The sequence below is a fragment of the Micromonospora sp. NPDC127501 genome, from assembly GCF_040302185.1.
GTDB lineage: Bacteria > Actinomycetota > Actinomycetes > Mycobacteriales > Micromonosporaceae > Micromonospora.
Genome location: NZ_JBEORJ010000011.1, coordinates 248187 through 265548, shown reverse-complemented (window position 1 = coordinate 265548; position 17362 = coordinate 248187). Strand labels below are relative to the sequence as shown.

The 17362-nt window shown below is 71.7% G+C and carries 15 protein-coding genes; 8 read left to right on the top strand and 7 right to left on the bottom strand.

Annotation, left to right across the window (positions count from 1 at the left end; genetic code table 11):
- The first annotated feature begins 114 nt into the window (after positions 1–114).
- On the top strand, positions 115–1698 hold the full coding sequence (locus ABTW72_RS24695; RefSeq protein WP_350862202.1) for an acyl-CoA mutase large subunit family protein: 1584 nt from the start codon (positions 115–117) through the stop codon (positions 1696–1698).
- 456 nt (positions 1699–2154) lie between these two features.
- Positions 2155–3414, top strand: a complete 1260-nt coding sequence (locus ABTW72_RS24690) for an amidohydrolase (protein ID WP_112601945.1) — start codon at positions 2155–2157, stop codon at positions 3412–3414.
- Here the strand turns inward: ABTW72_RS24690 and ABTW72_RS24685 are convergent.
- Entirely contained in the window at positions 3371–4333 is a 963-nt protein-coding gene (locus tag ABTW72_RS24685; RefSeq protein ID WP_350862200.1) for a DUF4349 domain-containing protein, read from the bottom strand. The genes ABTW72_RS24690 and ABTW72_RS24685 overlap by 44 nt on opposite strands.
- Positions 4334–4426: 93 nt before the next feature.
- Between ABTW72_RS24685 and ABTW72_RS24680 the strand changes: the two genes are divergently transcribed.
- The 4 genes from ABTW72_RS24680 (at position 4427) to ABTW72_RS24665 (ending at position 7903) form a co-directional block, all read left to right on the top strand.
- Complete coding sequence (locus ABTW72_RS24680; RefSeq protein ID WP_350862198.1) at positions 4427–5059, top strand: MBL fold metallo-hydrolase; 633 nt, start codon at positions 4427–4429, stop codon at positions 5057–5059.
- 4 nt (positions 5060–5063) lie between these two features.
- Positions 5064–6047 carry a hypothetical protein gene (locus ABTW72_RS24675; protein ID WP_350862196.1) on the top strand — a complete coding sequence of 328 codons (984 nt, stop codon included), beginning with the start codon at positions 5064–5066 and terminating at the stop codon, positions 6045–6047.
- A 98-nt stretch (positions 6048–6145) separates the two neighbouring features.
- Positions 6146–6880 (top strand): SCO6745 family protein, encoded by a 735-nt coding sequence (locus tag ABTW72_RS24670; protein WP_091397233.1) that lies wholly within the window; start codon positions 6146–6148, stop codon positions 6878–6880.
- Between the two features lie 63 nt (positions 6881–6943).
- Positions 6944–7903, top strand: coding sequence for a GNAT family N-acetyltransferase (locus ABTW72_RS24665; RefSeq protein ID WP_350862193.1), 960 nt, complete (start codon positions 6944–6946; stop codon positions 7901–7903).
- Between the two features lie 75 nt (positions 7904–7978).
- Here the strand turns inward: ABTW72_RS24665 and ABTW72_RS24660 are convergent, their stop codons facing one another.
- On the bottom strand, positions 7979–8434 hold the full coding sequence (locus ABTW72_RS24660) for a gamma-glutamylcyclotransferase family protein (protein ID WP_091394460.1): 456 nt from the start codon (positions 8432–8434) through the stop codon (positions 7979–7981).
- Positions 8435–8540: 106 nt separating this feature from the next.
- Here ABTW72_RS24660 and ABTW72_RS24655 point away from each other — a divergent pair, with 106 nt between their 5' ends.
- Positions 8541–9944 (top strand): NAD(P)H-quinone dehydrogenase, encoded by a 1404-nt coding sequence (locus ABTW72_RS24655; protein WP_350862191.1) that lies wholly within the window; start codon positions 8541–8543, stop codon positions 9942–9944.
- Here the strand turns inward: ABTW72_RS24655 and ABTW72_RS24650 are convergent.
- Positions 9878–10543, bottom strand: a complete 666-nt coding sequence (locus tag ABTW72_RS24650) for a DUF998 domain-containing protein (RefSeq protein ID WP_350862189.1) — start codon at positions 10541–10543, stop codon at positions 9878–9880. The two genes, ABTW72_RS24655 and ABTW72_RS24650, sit on opposite strands and share 67 nt — an antisense overlap.
- Positions 10544–10661: 118 nt before the next feature.
- Positions 10662–11285 carry a DedA family protein gene (locus ABTW72_RS24645; protein WP_350862187.1) on the bottom strand — a complete coding sequence of 208 codons (624 nt, stop codon included), beginning with the start codon at positions 11283–11285 and terminating at the stop codon, positions 10662–10664.
- A gap of 508 nt (positions 11286–11793) precedes the next feature.
- Here ABTW72_RS24645 and thrS point away from each other — a divergent pair.
- Entirely contained in the window at positions 11794–13011 is a 1218-nt protein-coding gene (gene thrS / locus ABTW72_RS24640; RefSeq protein ID WP_350862185.1) for a threonine--tRNA ligase, read from the top strand.
- A 39-nt stretch (positions 13012–13050) separates the two neighbouring features.
- On the opposite strand, the gene ABTW72_RS24635 is transcribed toward thrS, so the two are convergent.
- Genes ABTW72_RS24635 through ABTW72_RS24625 form a run of 3 tightly spaced genes read right to left on the bottom strand, consistent with a single transcriptional unit; the run spans position 13051 to position 17362 of the window.
- Positions 13051–15156: an ABC transporter ATP-binding protein gene (locus tag ABTW72_RS24635; RefSeq protein WP_502892241.1), complete on the bottom strand. Its 2106-nt coding sequence runs from the start codon at positions 15154–15156 to the stop codon at positions 13051–13053.
- On the bottom strand, positions 15153–16886 hold the full coding sequence (locus ABTW72_RS24630) for an ABC transporter ATP-binding protein (protein ID WP_350862183.1): 1734 nt from the start codon (positions 16884–16886) through the stop codon (positions 15153–15155). Before ABTW72_RS24630 ends, ABTW72_RS24635 begins: the two co-directional genes overlap by 4 nt.
- Positions 16880–17362 (bottom strand): MarR family winged helix-turn-helix transcriptional regulator, encoded by a 483-nt coding sequence (locus ABTW72_RS24625; protein ID WP_091394443.1) that lies wholly within the window; start codon positions 17360–17362, stop codon positions 16880–16882. Before ABTW72_RS24625 ends, ABTW72_RS24630 begins: the two co-directional genes overlap by 7 nt.

Genomic DNA, 17362 nt, shown 5'->3' with positions numbered 1-17362 from the left:
CGTTTGTCGAAGTCGACAGAACGTGCACTGTCGTTCACCTGATGTCGACCGGTCGGGACGCACTGTGCGGTATCCCTCACCCGACGACGTGGCCAGGCGTCCTACCATCCGGGGATGAACCAACGGCGGTCAAGTGAGTCCGGTTTCCCGATCAACGGCGTCTACACGGAGGCCGACCTTCCGGAGGACCTGGACTCCCGGCTCGGCAGCCCGGGCGAATTCCCGTACACCCGGGGTGTCTACCCCACCATGTACACCTCCCGCCCGTGGACCATGCGCCAGTACGCCGGCTTCGGCACCGCCACCGAGTCCAACGCGCGGTACCACCAGCTGTTGCGGGCCGGCACGATGGGCCTTTCGGTCGCGTTCGACCTGCCGACCCAGATGGGCTACGACTCGGACGAGCCGATCGCGCACGGCGAGGTCGGCAAGGTGGGTGTCGCGATCGACTCCATCGAGGACATGCGGCTGCTCTTCGCCGACATCCCACTGGACAAGGTGTCCACCTCGATGACCATCAACGCGCCCGGCTCGGTGCTGCTGCTTCTCTACCAACTCGTCGCCGAGGAGAACGGGGTGCCGGGCACGGCGCTCAACGGCACCATCCAGAACGACATCCTCAAGGAGTACATCGCCCGGGGGACGTACATCTTCCCGCCGAAGCCGTCGCTGCGCCTGGTGGCCGACACGTTCGCGTACTGCCGCAGCGAGGTGCCGAAGTGGAACACCATCTCCATCTCCGGCTACCACATGGCGGAGGCCGGCGCGACGCCCGCGCAGGAGATCGCGTTCACCCTGGCCAACGGGGTGGAGTACGTACGGGCCGCGCTGGCTGCCGGGCTCGCCGTCGACGACTTCGCGCCCCGGCTGTCGTTCTTCTTCGTGGCCCGCACCACGCTGCTGGAGGAGGTGGCGAAGTTCCGCGCCGCCCGGCGGATCTGGGCCCGGCTGATGCGGGACGACTTCGGCGCCAAGGATCCGAAGTCGATGATGCTGCGGTTCCACACCCAGACCGCGGGCGTGCAGCTCACCGCCCAGCAGCCGGAGGTGAACCTGGTCCGGGTGGCGGTGCAGGGTCTGGGTGCCGTGCTCGGTGGTACCCAGTCGTTGCACACCAACAGCTTCGACGAGGCGATCGCGCTGCCCACCGAGAAGGCGGCGCGGCTCGCGCTGCGTACCCAGCAGGTGCTGGCCTATGAGACGGACCTGACCGCCACCGTCGACCCGTTCGCCGGGTCGTACGTGGTGGAGGCGATGACCGCCGAGATGGAGGCCGCCGCCGTCGAGTTGATGGAGCGGGTGGCCGACCACGGCTCGGCGGTGGACGCGATCGAGGCCGGGTTCCAGAAGCGGGAGATCGAGCAGTCCGCGTACCGGATCGCCCAGGAGATCGACTCGGGGGAACGGGTGGTGGTCGGGCTCAACCGGTTCACCGTGGACGAGGAGGAGCCGTACGAGCCGCTGCGGGTCGACCCGACGATCGAGGCGGCCCAGGCCGACCGGCTGGCCCGGCTGCGCTCCGAGCGGGACGCCGACGCGGTGGCACGGGCGCTCGCCGACCTCCGGGCCGCCGCCGAGGGCACGGCGAACGTCTTGTACCCGATGAAGGAGGCGCTGCGGGCCCGGGCGACAGTGGGTGAGGTCTGCGGGACGTTGCGCGAGGTATGGGGGTTGTACCGCCCCACCGACCGATTCTGAGCGCTCGGCCGCGACTGCGGCGTCGGGGCGCGGTGTGTCCGGCGCTCTCAGCGGGTATCCGGTCGGTTGAGCCGGGACGCACACCGTGTGCGCCCACGGTGGGTGGGTGCGTGTGAGCGTCCTTATCCGGCTCGTTGCGGTGTGTGGTCGGCTAATTGTCGGAGTGTCAGTTCATCACCCCGACTAATGCGACAATTTGGCAACGGGTCTCCGACTGGCGCCGGGATTCGTGACCGCCGCGATCGGTTACGCGTTGTAGGAGGTGAGGGGCTGATGACGGCGTTTGACCGTGATCTACCTGCTGTCCCCCGCCTTGAGGAGCGCCCCCAGCAGGGCATACGTGACGCTGTGCGGTCCGATCATTACCGTAACGAGGTTGCGCAGCGTCACCGTCGGAGGTCTAGGCTGTCTGCTGTCCCCGATGATCCATCCATTCCTAGTGATCGAGAATTCGACGTGACGAGTGCGTTGACGCTGCCCACAAGCGGCCAGCTGGCGTCGTCCTGGCCGGAGACGCCACCGGGATCCCAGCCCCTGCCCCGCGAGCTGGACCACCTTCTCGCGCTCCGGGTACCGGGGCTGATCGCTACGCGCCGTCACCTTCACTCGCACCCGGAGCTTTCCGGCAACGAGTTCGAGACGGCCGCGCTGATCGCCCGGGAGCTGTCGCTGGCCGGGCTGAACCCGCGCCTGCTGCCCAAGGGCAACGGCGTGATCTGCGACGTCAACGGCAGGCCGGACGGCCCGGTCGTGGCGCTGCGCGCTGACATCGACGCCCTGCCGCTGGACGATCCCAAGGACGTCCCGTACCGGTCGACCGTGGAGGGCGTCTGCCACGCCTGCGGGCACGACGTGCACACCACCGTCCTGCTCGGCGTCGGCATGCTGCTGGCCCAGCTCGCCGACCTCGGTGAGCTGGACGGTCGGGTCCGGCTCATCTTCCAGCCGGCCGAGGAGATCCTGCCCTGCGGTTCGCTGGAGGTCATCGAGGCCGGCGGCCTGGACGACGTGGTGCAGATCTTCGCGCTGCACTGCGACCCGAACCTGCCGGTGGGCCAGGTCGGCCTGCGGGTCGGCCCGATCACCGCCGCCGCCGACAACGTGACCGTCCGACTCTCCGGCCCGGGCGGGCACACCGCCCGTCCGCACCTGACCGTCGACATGGTCGACGCGCTCGGCCGGTTGATCACCGAGGTGCCGGCCCTGGTCAGTCGCCGGGTGCCGGCCAACAGCGGCCTGCTGCTGGTCTTCGGCCACGCCTCGGCCGGCACCCGCTACAACGTCATCCCGTCCGAGGCGAGCGCGTCCGGCACCCTCCGGGTGATGGACCGCGACACCTGGGAGCAGGCGCCCAAGATCGTCGCTCAGGTGGTGCGGGACGTGATCGCGCCGACCGGTGCCACTGTCGACCTGGAATACCTGCGCGGCCGGCCGCCGGTGTGCAACGACGCCCGCGCCATCCAGGTGCTGACCGCCGCCACCGCCGCCGCTCTCGGCCCGGACGGGATCGCCGAGACACCGCAGAGCATGGGCGGCGAGGACTTCTCCTGGTACCTGGAGTACGTCCCCGGCGCCCTCGCCCGGCTCGGCGTGGGTCGCTCCGGCCCCAACGTCGACCTGCACCGGGCGAGCTTCGACGTGGACGAGCGGTCCATCGCGGTCGGCGTCCGCGTCATGGTGCAGACCGCGTTGCGGGCACTGGCGGCGGCGCGCTGACCGGCGCGACCAGAGCCGGGGACTTACGCCGTCGGCGCAGCACCACCAGCAGCGCCGCCAGCGGTACGCCGAGCGCCACCAGCCACGGCAGCAACGCGCCCAGCACGGTGAGCAGGACGGTCATCGAGACGACGAACGCCTTCCAGCCGCCCCTGAGCCCGACCAGGAAGCCGGTCTCCGCCTCCTCCTCGGTGTCCTTCGCCGCCGGGCCCGCCAGCGACACGGTGATCGTGGACAGGGCGGTCAGGTCGGCCAGACGCCGCTTCTTGGCCTCCAGCGAGGCCAGGTCGGCCTCTCGCCGACCCAACTCGTTCTCCAGCGACACCAGGTCGGTGATCGAGGTGGCCCGGGACAGCAACCGGCGGGCGCTCTCCACCCGGGCCCGCTGACTGGTGATCCGGGCCTCCAGGTCGACGGTCTCCTCGGTGACGTCCTGAGTGTCGATCTGCCGGCTCTGCTGCCGACCGAGCTTCGCGATCTCCTCCACCACGACGGTGAACTTCGCCGCCGGCACCCGCAGCTCCAACTCCGCCACCGCGTCGGCATCGGCACTGCGACGCTGGTCGCCGCCGATGAAGCCGCCGGCCTGGGTGGCCACGGCGGCCGCCTCGCGGGCGGCGGAGTCCACATTGTCCACCTGCACCCGCATCTTTCCGGTGTAGATGATCGCCCGCTGGTCGACCTGTAGGTCCGGTGCGCCGGCGCCGGCCCCCTCCGGCGCGCCCGCGGCGGCGTCCCGGCCCGCCTCGCCGCCGTTGGCCGCCGGCGCCTCGGCCGCCTTGCCTGCGGTGTCCTGCGCCCCGCTGTCGCCGGCACCGCACCCCGTCAGCGCCAGGGCCGCCGCCAGTGTCGTCGCCGCCAGCAGCGCACTGCGGCGTCGTCCCGCCTGTCCGTCCATCCCCGCTCCCATCGTCGTCAACCGGTGTGGCGATAGCTCGGACGCGACGCGCACACCGGCCGGTTCCGGCAGACTGCGCTGAGGACGTCACGATTCGATAATCGAGGAGTCACGATGCGGCTCACCAAGTACGCCCACTCCTGCCTTCGGGTGGAACACGACGGGGGAGTGCTCGTCGTCGATCCCGGGGTGTTCAGCGACGCGGCCGCGGCGCTGGACGGTGCGGACGCGGTGCTGATCACCCACAAGCACCCCGACCATCTCGACCTGGCGGCGGTACGTCTCCAACTCGACCGACAGCCCTTCCCGATCCACGGGCCCGCCTCACTCGGCGAGACCCTGGGCGACGCGGCCGACGTGCTGCGCCCGGTCGGCGTCGGCGAGTCGTTCACCGCCGCCGGGGTCGCGGTGCGCGCGTACGGGGGGCAGCACGCCGTGATCCACCCCGACATCCCGGTGATCGACAACCTCGGTTACCTGATCAACGACGTGGTCTACCACCCGGGAGACTCCCTGGTGGTGCCCGACGAGACACCCGTCGACACGCTCTTCGCGCCGATCCACGCGCCCTGGTCGAAGTTCTCCGAGGTGGTCGACTTCATCCGCGCGGTCGCGCCGCGGCGCGCGTACGCCCTGCACGACGCGTTGCTCAACGACAACGGGCTGGGCGTGCTCGACGGGCAGTACACCGCGATGTCCGGCACCGAATACCAGCGACTGGAGCCCGGTAGCCGGGTGGACGTCTGACTCGATGCCCGACCTCTCCGCGGAGCTGGTGCAGCAGCTCTACCGCACCCCACCGGACCGGTTCGTGGCCGCCCGGGACGCCGCTGTGGCCGAGGCCCGCCAGGCCGGCGACCCGACCACCGCGCGGCAACTGGCCCGGCTGCGTCGCCCGACGGTGGCCGCCTGGTTGGTGAATCTGCTCGCCATCCGACGCCCGGAACTGGTCGCCGATCTGGTGCAGCTCGCCGACGCCCTGCGAGTCGCCCAGCGGGAGTTGCGCGGGCCCCGATTGCGGGAGCTGTCCGCGCAGCGCCGGGCGGTGGTTGGCGCCCTGGTCGCCGAGGTTCGCAAGCTTGCCGCGGCCGAGCCGGACGCGCCGCCGGCGAGCCGGCTGCCCCTGGCCGAGGTGGAGGGGACGCTGAACGCGGCGTTCTCCGACGTCGAGGTCGCCGAGCAGGTGCGGGCGGGCCGCCTGCTGCGGGCGGCCAGCTACGCCGGCTTCGGTGAGGTGCCCCGGCCGCAACTGCGTCTGGTCACCGGCGATGACGAGGAGCGCGAGAAGGAGCGCCCGGCCCGCCGACCCGGCGCCCAACGGGGCCGTCCCGAGGCGGCACCCCGTACGGACCGGGCGGCCGAGCGTGCCGAGCAGGCCGAACGGGCCGCACAGCGGGCGGCCCGAGCCGAGCGGGCCCGGCAGCGCCGCGCCCTGGACCGGGAGTTGGCGAAGGCCCAGGCCGACCAGGAGCGGGCCGAGACCGAGCTGACCGAGGCGACCGGGCAGGAGCGCGACGGTGTGGCCGTACTCGATCGTCTTGAGGCCGAGCTGGCCGAGCTGGAGCGGCGGCGCGCGGTCGCCGAGCAGGACCTCAGCCGGGCCAAGCTCGCCCGGCGTGCCGCCGAGCGGGCGGTCACCGTGGCCCGGCGGCGCGCCGGCGAGGTCGAGGCGGCGGTCGAGGCACTGGCGGCCGAAGAGGGGGATGCGGACGCGGGCGGTGGCGCGGCAGACTGACCATCGATGGACGACGACGAGTGTGCGGGCCGTACACGGCGAGTGGCCCCGAGTCGGGGCGTGGTCGCCGGGTCGGGTAGCCCGAGCGGGGCGGCGCGGTGACTCCGGAGCAGGTCGCGGCCGCCAGTAAGCCCGTCGTGCTCGACCTGGGCGACGCCTTCAGCCGGGACCCGACCACCTTGCGCCGGGCCCGACTGCTCGGCATCTCCGGCTGGGCCTTCTACATCAGCGGCCGGGCCGGCGCGCTCGGCGGTGTGCGGGCCGAGACGGCCGCTGCCGCCCTCGGGTTCATCGCCCCGGACGCGGTCGCCGACGGGTGGGACGCCGCCGCCCGGGTCGTTCCGCCGTTCGAGGTGGCCGCCGCGAGCCTCGCCGAATGCTGTCGGTGGGGGGCGCAGCAGCTCGGCCCCCTGCCCGGCACCGAGCGCCTCTCGGCGCTCGTCGAGCGGGCCGTGGTGGCGGCGGAGGCCAGTGGGATGCCACTCTTCGCCGCGTGGCGGGCCATGCCGCTTCCGGATCTCTCGCCCGGGGCTCGCAGCGCCGCCGGGCTGCGGCTGCTCCGGGAACACTTCACCGGCGCCTACCTGCTGGCGGTACGCGCCGCCGGGATGACCCCGCTGGAGGCCGTGCTGGCCGGGCCGGAGGGCGAGGCCGGGGCGGTGGCCTGTGGCTGGCCGCCGCCGTACCCGCCGATCGGGCCGCTGGTGCGCCGCCGGCTCTGGGCGGAGGCGGTGACCAACCGGCTGGCCGCGCCGGCGTTCACGGCCCTCGGGCCCGCCGACGGCGCTGAGTTGGTGGAGTTGCTGCACCGCACCCGGGTCGACCTCGGCTGAGCCTCTCGTCGACCGAAAAAAATGGGCGGCGCCGCCGCCGGGTGGCTGCCAGGATGTCCTGCCGTGACCCTTCCCGCTGGTTGGACGACGCGCCGACCCACCCTCGACGACGTGCCGGCGATCCTCGCGGTGGTGCACGCCGCCGACACCTTCGCCATCGGCCATCCCGACTTTGACGCCGAGGACGTCGCGGCGTCGCTGACCGCCCCCCACTTCGACCCGACCCGGGACTCCTGGTTGGCCATCGACCCGGACGACACCGTCGTCGGCTGGGCGACGGTGGACAACCCGACCGCCGTGGGCCGGGAGTTCGTGGAGGTCTACGTCGATCCGGTACGCGCTGCCGCCGTCCGCGCGCCGTTGCTGCTCCGCCAACTGGACCGAGTCGCCGAGCGCGCTGCCGAGCGGGGGCTGCCGTCGCTCACCGTCCGCTGCGCGGTCTTCGCCCCGGAGCGTGACTGGGAACACGCCCTGCGCGGGCTCGGGTTCGCCCTCGTCAAGCGGTACGTCCGGATGAGCCGGCCGTTGGACGACCTGCCCGACGAGCCGGCCGGTCCATCGGCCGTGACGGTGCGGCCGGTCCGCCCGGATGACGAGGCGGACCTGGTGGAGTTCCACCGGATCTACGAGGCCGCGTTCGGCGACACCCCGGATCACGAGCCGCTGTCGTACGAGCGGTGGCGGGCCCGGATCGGCGACCTGACCGCCTGGGACGAGTGGTTCGTCGCCGAGGTGGACGGGGTGCCGGTCGGCGCGTTGCAGTCCTCGGACCAGGCGCTCGATCAGCAGTCGGGCTGGGTGAAGAGTCTGTCGGTGCTGTCCGCGTACCGGCGCAGGGGGGTGGGTGCGGCGTTGCTGCGCCGCGCCTTCGCCCGCTACGCCGAGAAGGGGCGGCGGGCGGTCGGCCTGGGCGTCGACCTCACCAACCCGACCGCCCCGCTGTCGCTGTACCGGTCAGTGGGCCTGCGGGAGACCCAGTGGACCGACATGTACGAACTTTCCGTTCCGGCGGCAGGTGTGTGATTGACGACCCTGGTCCGGCCCGGCCGGCGCTCCGCTCGACAGCGGTAGCAGACTGGAGGGGTGCGATACGCGCTGCTACGGCGAGGCGGTGCCGGTGGGGCGGGCCCGCAACTCGGTGACGTAGTCGTCCGGGGCGCCCGCCTTCTCGGCGGCGTTCGCGATCTCCGACAGATACCACGAGGTCGGCAGGCCACCCTCGTACCCGTTGAAGACGTAGATCCACGCGGTCACGTCGCCGTCGAGGGTGGAGACCCGCACGTGCAGCTTGCGGTACGTGCCGGCGGTCACCCCCTCGATCTCGTCGAGCTGGCCCGCGTCGTAGGGGTGGATGTCGTAGAGCGCCACGAAGACCCGGTCGCCGGGAGACTCGACCAGGGTGCTCACCGCACCCTCCCAGCCGATCACGTCCGCCCCGGCGAAGGTCAGCCGCCAGCCCTCCAGCCAGCCGGTGCCAACCATCGGCGAATGCGGACAGTAGGCGCGCATCCGGGCGGGATCGAGATTTGAGCCGTAGGCGGCGTGATGACGCACGGCGATGACGATAGCCCGGCCGACGGGTGGGGGAGAATACGACAGTGCGTGTCGAATGCGCTCGGGAGAAGAAAGTCACTGTGAGCATGGACGAAGGGCGAACGCTGTGAGCCGGATCGTGATCATCGGTGGGGGGCCGGCCGGGTACGAGGCGGCACTGGTCGCCGCCCAGCTGGACGCCGATGTCACAGTGGTGGAGGCCGACGGTGCGGGCGGTGCCTGCGTGCTCTCCGACTGCGTACCGTCGAAGACCTTCATCGCCAGCTCGGGGGTGGTCACCGGCTACCGCGACACCGAGGAGTTCGGGGTGCACTCGGACGGTCTGGAGGCGGTCACCGTCGACGCGCGGGCGGTGCACGGGCGGGTCAAGCGGCTGGCCCTGGCGCAGTCCGCGGACATCCACGCCAAGCTGCTGAAGGCGGGGGTCACCTTCGTGGCCGGTACCGCCCGGCTCGGCGAGGACTCCCTCGGGCACACCCACCGGGTCGTCGTCACCCCCGCCGACGGCGGCGAGGAGTACTCGATCGACGCGTCCACCGTGCTGGTGGCCACCGGCTCGACGCCCCGCCAGCTGCCCACCGCCGTACCGGACGGTGAGCGCATCCTGACCTGGCGCCAGGTGTACGACCTGCCGGAGCTGCCCGAGCACCTGATCGTGGTCGGGTCCGGTGTGACCGGCGCGGAGTTCGCCAGCGCGTACCTGGCGATGGGGGTCGAGGTGACACTGGTCTCCAGCCGGGACCGGGTGATGCCGCACGAGGACGCCGATGCCGCCTCCGCCATCGAGCGGGTGTTCCGCAACCGGGGCATGGAGATCCTCAACAACTCTCGGGCCGACGCGGTCCGGCGTACCGCCGACGGCGTCGAGGTGGAGCTCTCCGACGGCCGCAAGGTGACCGGCTCACACGCGCTGATCACCGTCGGTTCGATCCCGAACACCGCCAACCTGGGCCTTGCCGAGTACGGGGTGGAGCTGGGCCGGGGCGGCTACCTGACGGTCGACCGGGCTTCCCGGACCAACGTGCCCGGCATCTACGCCGCCGGCGACTGCACGGGCGTGCTGCTGCTGGCCAGCGTCGCTGCCATGCAGGGCCGGATCGCCATGTGGCACGCGCTCGGCGAGGCGGTCCGCCCGCTGCGGTTGCGTACCGTCGCGGCGAACGTCTTCACCGACCCGGAGCTGGCCACCGTGGGTGTCTCGCAGGACGAGGTGGACGCGGGGAAGGTGCCGGCCCGGCAGGTGATGCTGCCGCTGTCCGGCAACGCCCGGGCCAAGATGGACGACCTCTCCGACGGTTTCGTGAAGCTGTTCTGCCGTCCCGCCAGCGGCCAGGTGATCGGCGGTGTGGTGGTCGCTCCGAAGGCCAGCGAGCTGATCCTGCCCATCACCATGGCGGTGGAGAACAACCTCACGGTCAACGAGCTGGCCCAGACCATCACCATCTACCCGTCGCTGTCCGGCTCCATCACCGAGGCGGCCCGCCAGCTCATGCTGCACGAGCTGGAGTAGACGCGTCGGGTGAGGGTCGCCGCTACCGTGGTCAGGACCGCTACCTCGGTGAGGATCAGGAGGCGTTCGGCCAGGCCGATGAGCATCCGGTCGCCGGGGTACGCGGACCAGATCATGGCCACCGCCAGGGCCAGGCTCAGCAGGACCAGGGTGCGTAGCGTCCGGGCGGCGGGCGTCAGGTCGGGTCGGCGGGCGAGCAGCCAACCGGCCGCCGGCAACGCCAGGAATGCGACCACCGACGCGTACCGGTGCAGGTAGGCGGCGGTGGTCATGGCGGTGCCCGGCTCGTTCGTCGGCACCACGGCGGCCAGCAGCAGCCCACCCACCCATGCGCCGAGCAGCAGCTCGGCCGTTCGACCGGAGCGTGGCCGGGGTGGGCTGGCGCGGCGCAGTCCGTACAGCAACGCCACGGTGGCGAGCGCGAGCACCACCATGGCGATGTCGATGACGCCGCCGCGGTCGGAGACCGCGAAGTCGCTGATGGTCAACGCCCACGGGTTCAGGTCGTCGTTGACTTCGAGGTGGCCGATCACGGTGAGCAGCGCCGCCAGGGCGATCCCGCCCAGGGCCAGCAGGCCGGTACTCCGGGTAACAGGCATGCCCCAGCCTGTCGCCGCAGCCACCCCAGCCGAATCCGGGACAGCCACCGAAATCGTTCCCCGGGACCACCCCTAGAGGCCCTCGGTGGTTGCGGCGATCCTGCCTCCGGGGACCGGGTCAGTCGATGGGGACGTCGACTGCGGCGGCGGCGGCGCGGGCGTGGCGGGCGCTGACCACTGTCATCGCCCACCCGGCCGCGGCGAAGCCGGCCGCCGCGGCGGTGGCGATGATGGCCAGCCGCCAGGCCGACTCGGTCAGTGCGGTGCCGCCCAGGTGCCCGACCAGCGCGCCGTAGGTGGCCCAGCCCAGCGCGGCGACGGCCTCGTAGAGCACGAACAGACGGTACGGGTAGCGGCTGCGCCCGGCCGAGAAGCAGGCCGCCATCCGGCCGCCGGGCACGAACCGGCAGAGCAGGATCACCAGCGGCCCGGGTTGTCGCAGCCCCTGGGTGACCCGGCTGGCCACCCGGCGGGCGCGGCTCAGCTCGGCGTGCCGTGGCGGCCGCCGGTCCGGTGCGCTGCGTCCGAGCAGGTAGCAGGCCAGGTCGCCGGCGAATACGCCGAGCGCGCCGACGGCGATGGTGACCGGCAGGCTGAGCCCGCCGTAGACGGTGAGCGCACCACTGGTGATCATGACGATCTGGGTGGGGATCACCGGCACGAAGGCGTCCGCGATCAGCAGCGCGAGCAGCACCAGGTACGCCCACGTCGGCGATGCGACGTCAGTCAGAAGTTCGGGCACGCCTGCCACCTCGCCGGATGCGGCCGATTGGGTGTCTTGAGCCTGACGTCGTGTCCGGCGTCACGGTGGACGGCCCCGGCCCGTCGTGACCGTCGACACGACTGGGCCACCCAGCTACAACGAGGCCGATCGCTGCCGGGTGACGGGTTCGGAGGCTGTTCCACCCGTTCGAGGCGGGCGGCAGAACGCCGTTCGTCGGCGTACCGTTGTCGGCGCGGCCACGCCCGTCGGGTCCCCCGTTCCTGACGATTCGGCCGCCAGGGCCGCCGGCGGGTCCCGCGCCGGCGGCCCACCCCTCCGCCGCAAATCCGGGTGCATCCCCGAACGTCGCGCGGGTACTGTCGCCGTATGCGCAGCGCGGTAATGATGACCACGACGCCGGGTGTCCCCGGCGCGCCGCTCTGACGTAACCACCGTCGACCAGGCCCCGGGGCGATCCGCCCCCGAGGGCAGCGCGCCGTTCGGAGCTCAGGTCGCCTCCGGGTCGTACCCGATCCAGGAGTCCGACATGATCGACCACCGTAGGCTCGGCCGCGAGCTGGACCTCTTCGTCTCCGATCCGCTGGCCGGTGCCGGCCTGCCGATCTGGCTGCCGGCCGGCGCCGCAGCCCGGCACGCCGTCGAGGAGTACGTCCGGGAGTTGGAGCGCCGCTCCGGCCACCAGCACGTCTACTCGCCGCCGTTGGGCAAGCGGGAACTCTTCGAACTCTCCGGCCATCTCGGCTACTTCGCCGACGACATGTTCCCGCCGATGCGGCTGAGCGCCGACGACGAGTTCGTGCTCCGGCCGGCGCTCTGCCCGCACCACGCGTTGGTCTTCCGGGCGCGGGGCCGTTCCTACCGGGAGTTGCCGTTGCGGATCGCGGAGCTGGGCGGGATGTACCGCTCGGAGCGCTCCGGTGTGCTCGGCGGGCTGTCGCGGGTACGCGCCATCTCGCTCAACGACGCGCACACCTTCTGCGCCCCCGAGCAGGTCGGCGCGGAGGTCGTCGAGATCCTCGGGCTGATCCGTGCCGCACACGCCGCGCTCGGTGTCCGGCCGGCCGGGTTCCGGCTGTCGCTGCGCGGGCCGGGCGAGAAGTACGTCGGCGACGACGCCCAGTGGGCCCGCGCCGAGGAGTTGCTCCGGGAGGCGCTGGCCGGGGTGGAGTACGTCGAGGCACCGGGGGAGGCTGCCTTCTACGGTCCGAAGATCGACATCCAGATCGTCGACGCCGCCGGTCGGGAGTCGACCATCTCCACCATTCAACTGGACTTCGACAAGCCGGAACGGTTCGACCTTTCGTACACCGACTCGGACGGAAGCCGGCGTCGGCCGGTCATGGTGCACCGCAGCCTGGTCGGCAGCATGGAGCGGCTGTTCGCGTACCTCATCGAGGTGCACGAGGGCGCGTTCCCGGCCTGGTACGCGCCCGTCCAGTTGGTGCTGCTGCCGGTCGGCGACGGTCAGGTCGACGCGGCGGCCGACCTGGCCCGACGGGCGGTCGACGCCGGCCTGCGGGTCGAGGTCGACGCCGCCGGCTCGCTGGGTGCCCGGGTCCGGGACGCGGCCCGCCGCCGCGTCCCGTACCTCGGGGTGTTGGGTTCCCGGGAGGTGGCCGACGGGCACCTCGCGCTGCGCCTGCGCGGCGGCCGCGCGCTGGCTCCGATGCCCGCCGATGCGGCTCTCGCCCTGATCGGCGGGCAGGTCGCCGCCCGCGCGACCGACCTGCTGCCGTCGGACTGACACGCCCACCGATCGTCTCGCGCGCACGGCCGCCCGACCTCAGACCGACGCCGGTTGGGCGGCCGGTTCCTCGTCGACCACCGCCCCGGTGAACTGTGAGCGGTAGAGCCGGTGGTACGCGCCCTGGGCGGCGAGCAACTGCTCGTGGGTGCCCTGCTCGACGATCCGACCGTCCTCCATCATCAGGATCAGGTCGGCGTCGCGGATGGTGGAGAGCCGGTGCGCGATCACGAAGCTGGTCCGGTCCGAGCGCAGCGCGGCCATCGCCCGTTGCAGCAGCACCTCGGTGCGGGTGTCCACCGAGCTGGTGGCCTCGTCGAGGATCAGCAGTGACGGCTCGGCGAGGAACGCCCGCGCGATGGTGATGAGCTGCTTCTCGCCGGCGCTGACGTTGCTGCCCTCTTCGTCGATGACGGTGTCGTAGCCGTCGGGCAGGCTGCGCACGAACCGGTCCACGAAGGTGGCCCGGGCGGCGGCGAGGATCTCCTCCTCGGTCGCGTCCGGCCGCCCGTAGGCGATGTTGTCCCGGATGGTGCCGCCGAACAGCCAGGTGTCCTGGAGCACCATGCCGATCCGGCCGCGCAGGTCGTCGCGGCGCATCGTGGTGATGTCCACCCCGTCGAGCGTGATCCGGCCGGCGTCCAGCTCGTAGAAGCGCATCACCAGGTTGACCAGGGTGGTCTTGCCGGCGCCGGTCGGGCCGACGATCGCCACTGTGTGTCCGGGCTCGGCGACCAGCGACAGGTCGTCGATCAGCGGCTTGTCCGGCTCGTAGCGGAACGAGACGTGCTCGAACTCGACCCGACCGTGCGGGTCGGTGACCCGGGCCGGCGCGACCGGGTCGGGGGTCTGCTCGTCCGCGTCGAGTACCGCGAAGACGCGCTCGGCCGAGGCCACCCCGGACTGGAGCAGGTTGGCCATCGAGGCGAGTTGGGTGAGCGGCTGGGTGAACTGGCGGGAGTACTGGATGAACGCCTGCACGTCACCGAGGCTCATCGTGCCCGAGGCGACCCGCAGCCCGCCGACCACGGCGATCGCCACGTAGCTCAGGTTTCCGATGAACATCATCGACGGCATGATGATCCCGGAGATGAACTGCGCCCCGAAGCTGGCCCGGAACAGCTCCTCGTTCTTCGCGTGGAAAGCGGCCTCGACCTCACGCTGCCGGCCGAAGACCTTCACCAGCTCATGGCCGGTGTACGCCTCCTCGATCTGGCCGTTCAACTCGCCGGTGTGGGTCCACTGGGCGATGAACTGCTTCTGCGAGCGCTTGGCGATGCGCTGGGTGACCAGCACCGACAACGGCACCGCGACCAGGGCCACCAGGGCCAGCACCGGCGAGATCCAGAACATCACGGCCAGCACGCCGACGACTGTCAGCAGCGAGGTGAGCAGCTGGCTGAGGGTCTGCTGGAGGCTGGTGGAGATGTTGTCGATGTCGTTGGTGACCCGGCTGAGCAGCTCACCGCGCGGCTGTCGGTCGAAGTAGGGCAGCGGCAGCCGGTTGAGCTTCTCCTCCACCTCGGCACGCAGCCGCAGCACGGTGCGCTGGACCACCCCGTTGAGCAGCCAGCCCTGCCACCAGGACAGCAGGCTCGCCGCGAGGTAGAGCCCCAGCGCCAGCAGCAGCACCCGGCTCAGGGCGCTGAAGTCGATGCCCACCCCGGGCACCACGTCCATCCGGGCCAGCATGTCGGCGAAGCTGTCGTTGCCACTGGCCCGGGCCGCCGCGACGGCCTGCTCGGCGGTGGTGCCGGCGGGCAGTTGCCGACCGATCACCCCGGTGAAGATCAGGTCGGTGGCGTGGCCGAGGATCTTCGGCCCGGCCACGCTGAACCCCACACTCACCACGGCCAACGTGATGATCGCGGCCAGGTGCAGTCGGTGCGAGCGCAACCGGCCGAGCAACCGTCGGGCCGACGGCCCGAAGTTCATCGACTTCTCGGCGGGCATCCCGGCGCTCATCCATCCCGGGCCGCCGCCCTGACGGCCGGGCGGCAGCCGCTTCGGCGTCGGCGCGCCACTGCCGGTCTCCGGCGCGGTCTCCCCGCCGGGTTGCTGCGCGGTCCCATCCGGCGTCCGTCCGTCGCCGGCCGGCTTCTGACTGGGTACGGCCGCGGTGCGCGGCTCGTCACGCTCGCTCATGCCGCCACCTCCGTGGTCTGCTGCGAGGCCACGATCTCGGCGTACGTCGGGCAGGTGTCCAACAGCTCCGCATGTCGTCCCACTCCGACGACCCCTCCGTTTTCCAGGACGATGATCTGATCGGCGTCGATGATCGTGGAGACCCGCTGGGCCACGATCACCACCGCCGCCTGCGCGGTGACCGGCCGCAGGGCCGCTCGCAGCCGCGCGTCGGTGCCCAGGTCGAGCGCGGAGAACGAGTCGTCGAAGAGGTAGATCTCCGGTTGCCGGACCAGGGCCCGGGCGATGGCCAGGCGCTGCCGCTGCCCACCGGAGACGGTGGTGCCGCCCTGCGCGATCGGGGCGTCGAGGCCGCCGGGCATCTGGGCCACGAAGTCCCGGGCCTGGGCGATCTCCAGCGCCGTCCACAGCTCCTCGTCGGTGGCGTCCGGGTTGCCGTAGCGCAGGTTGCTCGCGACCGTCCCGGTGAACAGGTACGGCCGCTGCGGCACCAGGCCGATGCGTCGCCACAGCTCGTCCGGCGCCAACTCCCGCACGTCCACCCCGTCGACCAGCACCGCGCCGTCGGTGACGTCGACCAGGCGGGGGATCAGCGACAGCAGCGTCGTCTTGCCCGCGCCGGTGCTGCCGATGATCGCCGTGGTGGTGCCCGGGGTCGCCCGGAAGGAGATGTCGCGCAGCACCGGCTCCACCGCGCCGGGGTACTGGAAGCGCACCCCGCGCAGCTCCAACTCGGCTCGGGTGGGCAGCTCGGTGACCGGCGCGGCGGCCGGGACCACCGAGGAGTCGGTGTCCAGCACCTCGACGATCCGCTCGGCGCAGACCGCCGCCCTCGGCACCATCATCAGCATGAAGGTGGCCATCATGACCGCCATCAGGATCTGCATCAGGTACTGGAGGAACGCGGTGAGCGCGCCGACCTGGATCGCGCCGGCGTCCACCCGCTGCGCGCCGAACCAGAGCACCGCCACGCTGGAGACGTTCAGCACCAGCATGACCACCGGGAAGATCAACGCCAGCAACCGACCGGTACGCAGCGCGGTCGCGGTCAGGTCGGCGTTCGCGACGCCGAAGCGGTCCGTCTCGTACGGCTCCCGGACGAACGCGCGGACCACCCGGATGCCGGTGATCTGCTCCCGCAGCACCCGGTTGACGGTGTCGATGCGGGTCTGCATCAGCCGGAAGCCCGGCACCATCCGACGGATGATCGCGCCGAGGGCGATGGCCAGCACCGGCACGCTGACCAGCATCAGCCAGGAGAGCCCGACGTCCTCACGCAACGCCATGAACACGCCGCCGACGCTCATGATCGGTGCGGCGACGAGCATCGTGCAGCTCATCAGCACGAGCATCTGCACCTGCTGCACGTCGTTGGTGTTGCGGGTGATCAGTGACGGTGCCCCGAACCGCGCCACCTCGCGGGCGGAGAAGCGGTTGACGTGCCCGAACAGTTCGGCGCGTACGTCGCGGCCGAAGCCCATCGCGACCCGGGCGCCCAGGTAGACCGCCGCGATCGAGCAGACGATCTGGATGAGACTGACCAGCAGCATCCAGCCGCCGGTCCGCACGATGTAGTCGGTGTCGCCCCGGGCCACACCCTGGTCGATGATGTCCGCGTTGAGGCTGGGCAGGTACAGCGAGGCCATGGTGCCCACGAACTGGAGCAGCACGACCGCCAGCAACGGTCTCTGATAGGCGCGCAGTTGGGTGCGCAGGAGTCGGATCAGCACGCCGGGTCCTTCGTTTCGGTAGGGCGTCCGGTCATCCGCGGGTCGTCTCCGCTGCCGATGACCTCAAGCAGGAACTCCCGGATCACCTGGGCCTTCGCCGGGTCGGCGTCGACCGAGGTGAGGGGCCGTCCGGAGTGCATGAGTGCGCCGAGCGCGGCCACCCGTTCCCGCCCGGCGGGGGTGATGGCGAGTCGGATGCTGCGTCGGTCGTTGTCGTCGCGCTGGCGCTCGACCAGACCGTCGCGCTCGAGCGTGTCGACGATGCCGGTCAGGGTCGCCGGCCGGACGAACCCCTTCTCGGCGACCGCCCGGTGCGGCAGCTCGCCGTGTCGGGCGAGCGTCATCAGGGTGATCATGCCGGCCTGGGTGAGGCCGTGCTCCTCGGCGAGGTAGCGGTTCCACCGCTGCCCGACCAGGTGCCCGGCCACCACCAGCAGCCGGCCGAGCGGCACGTCCTGGAGGGTCACGAGTTCCAC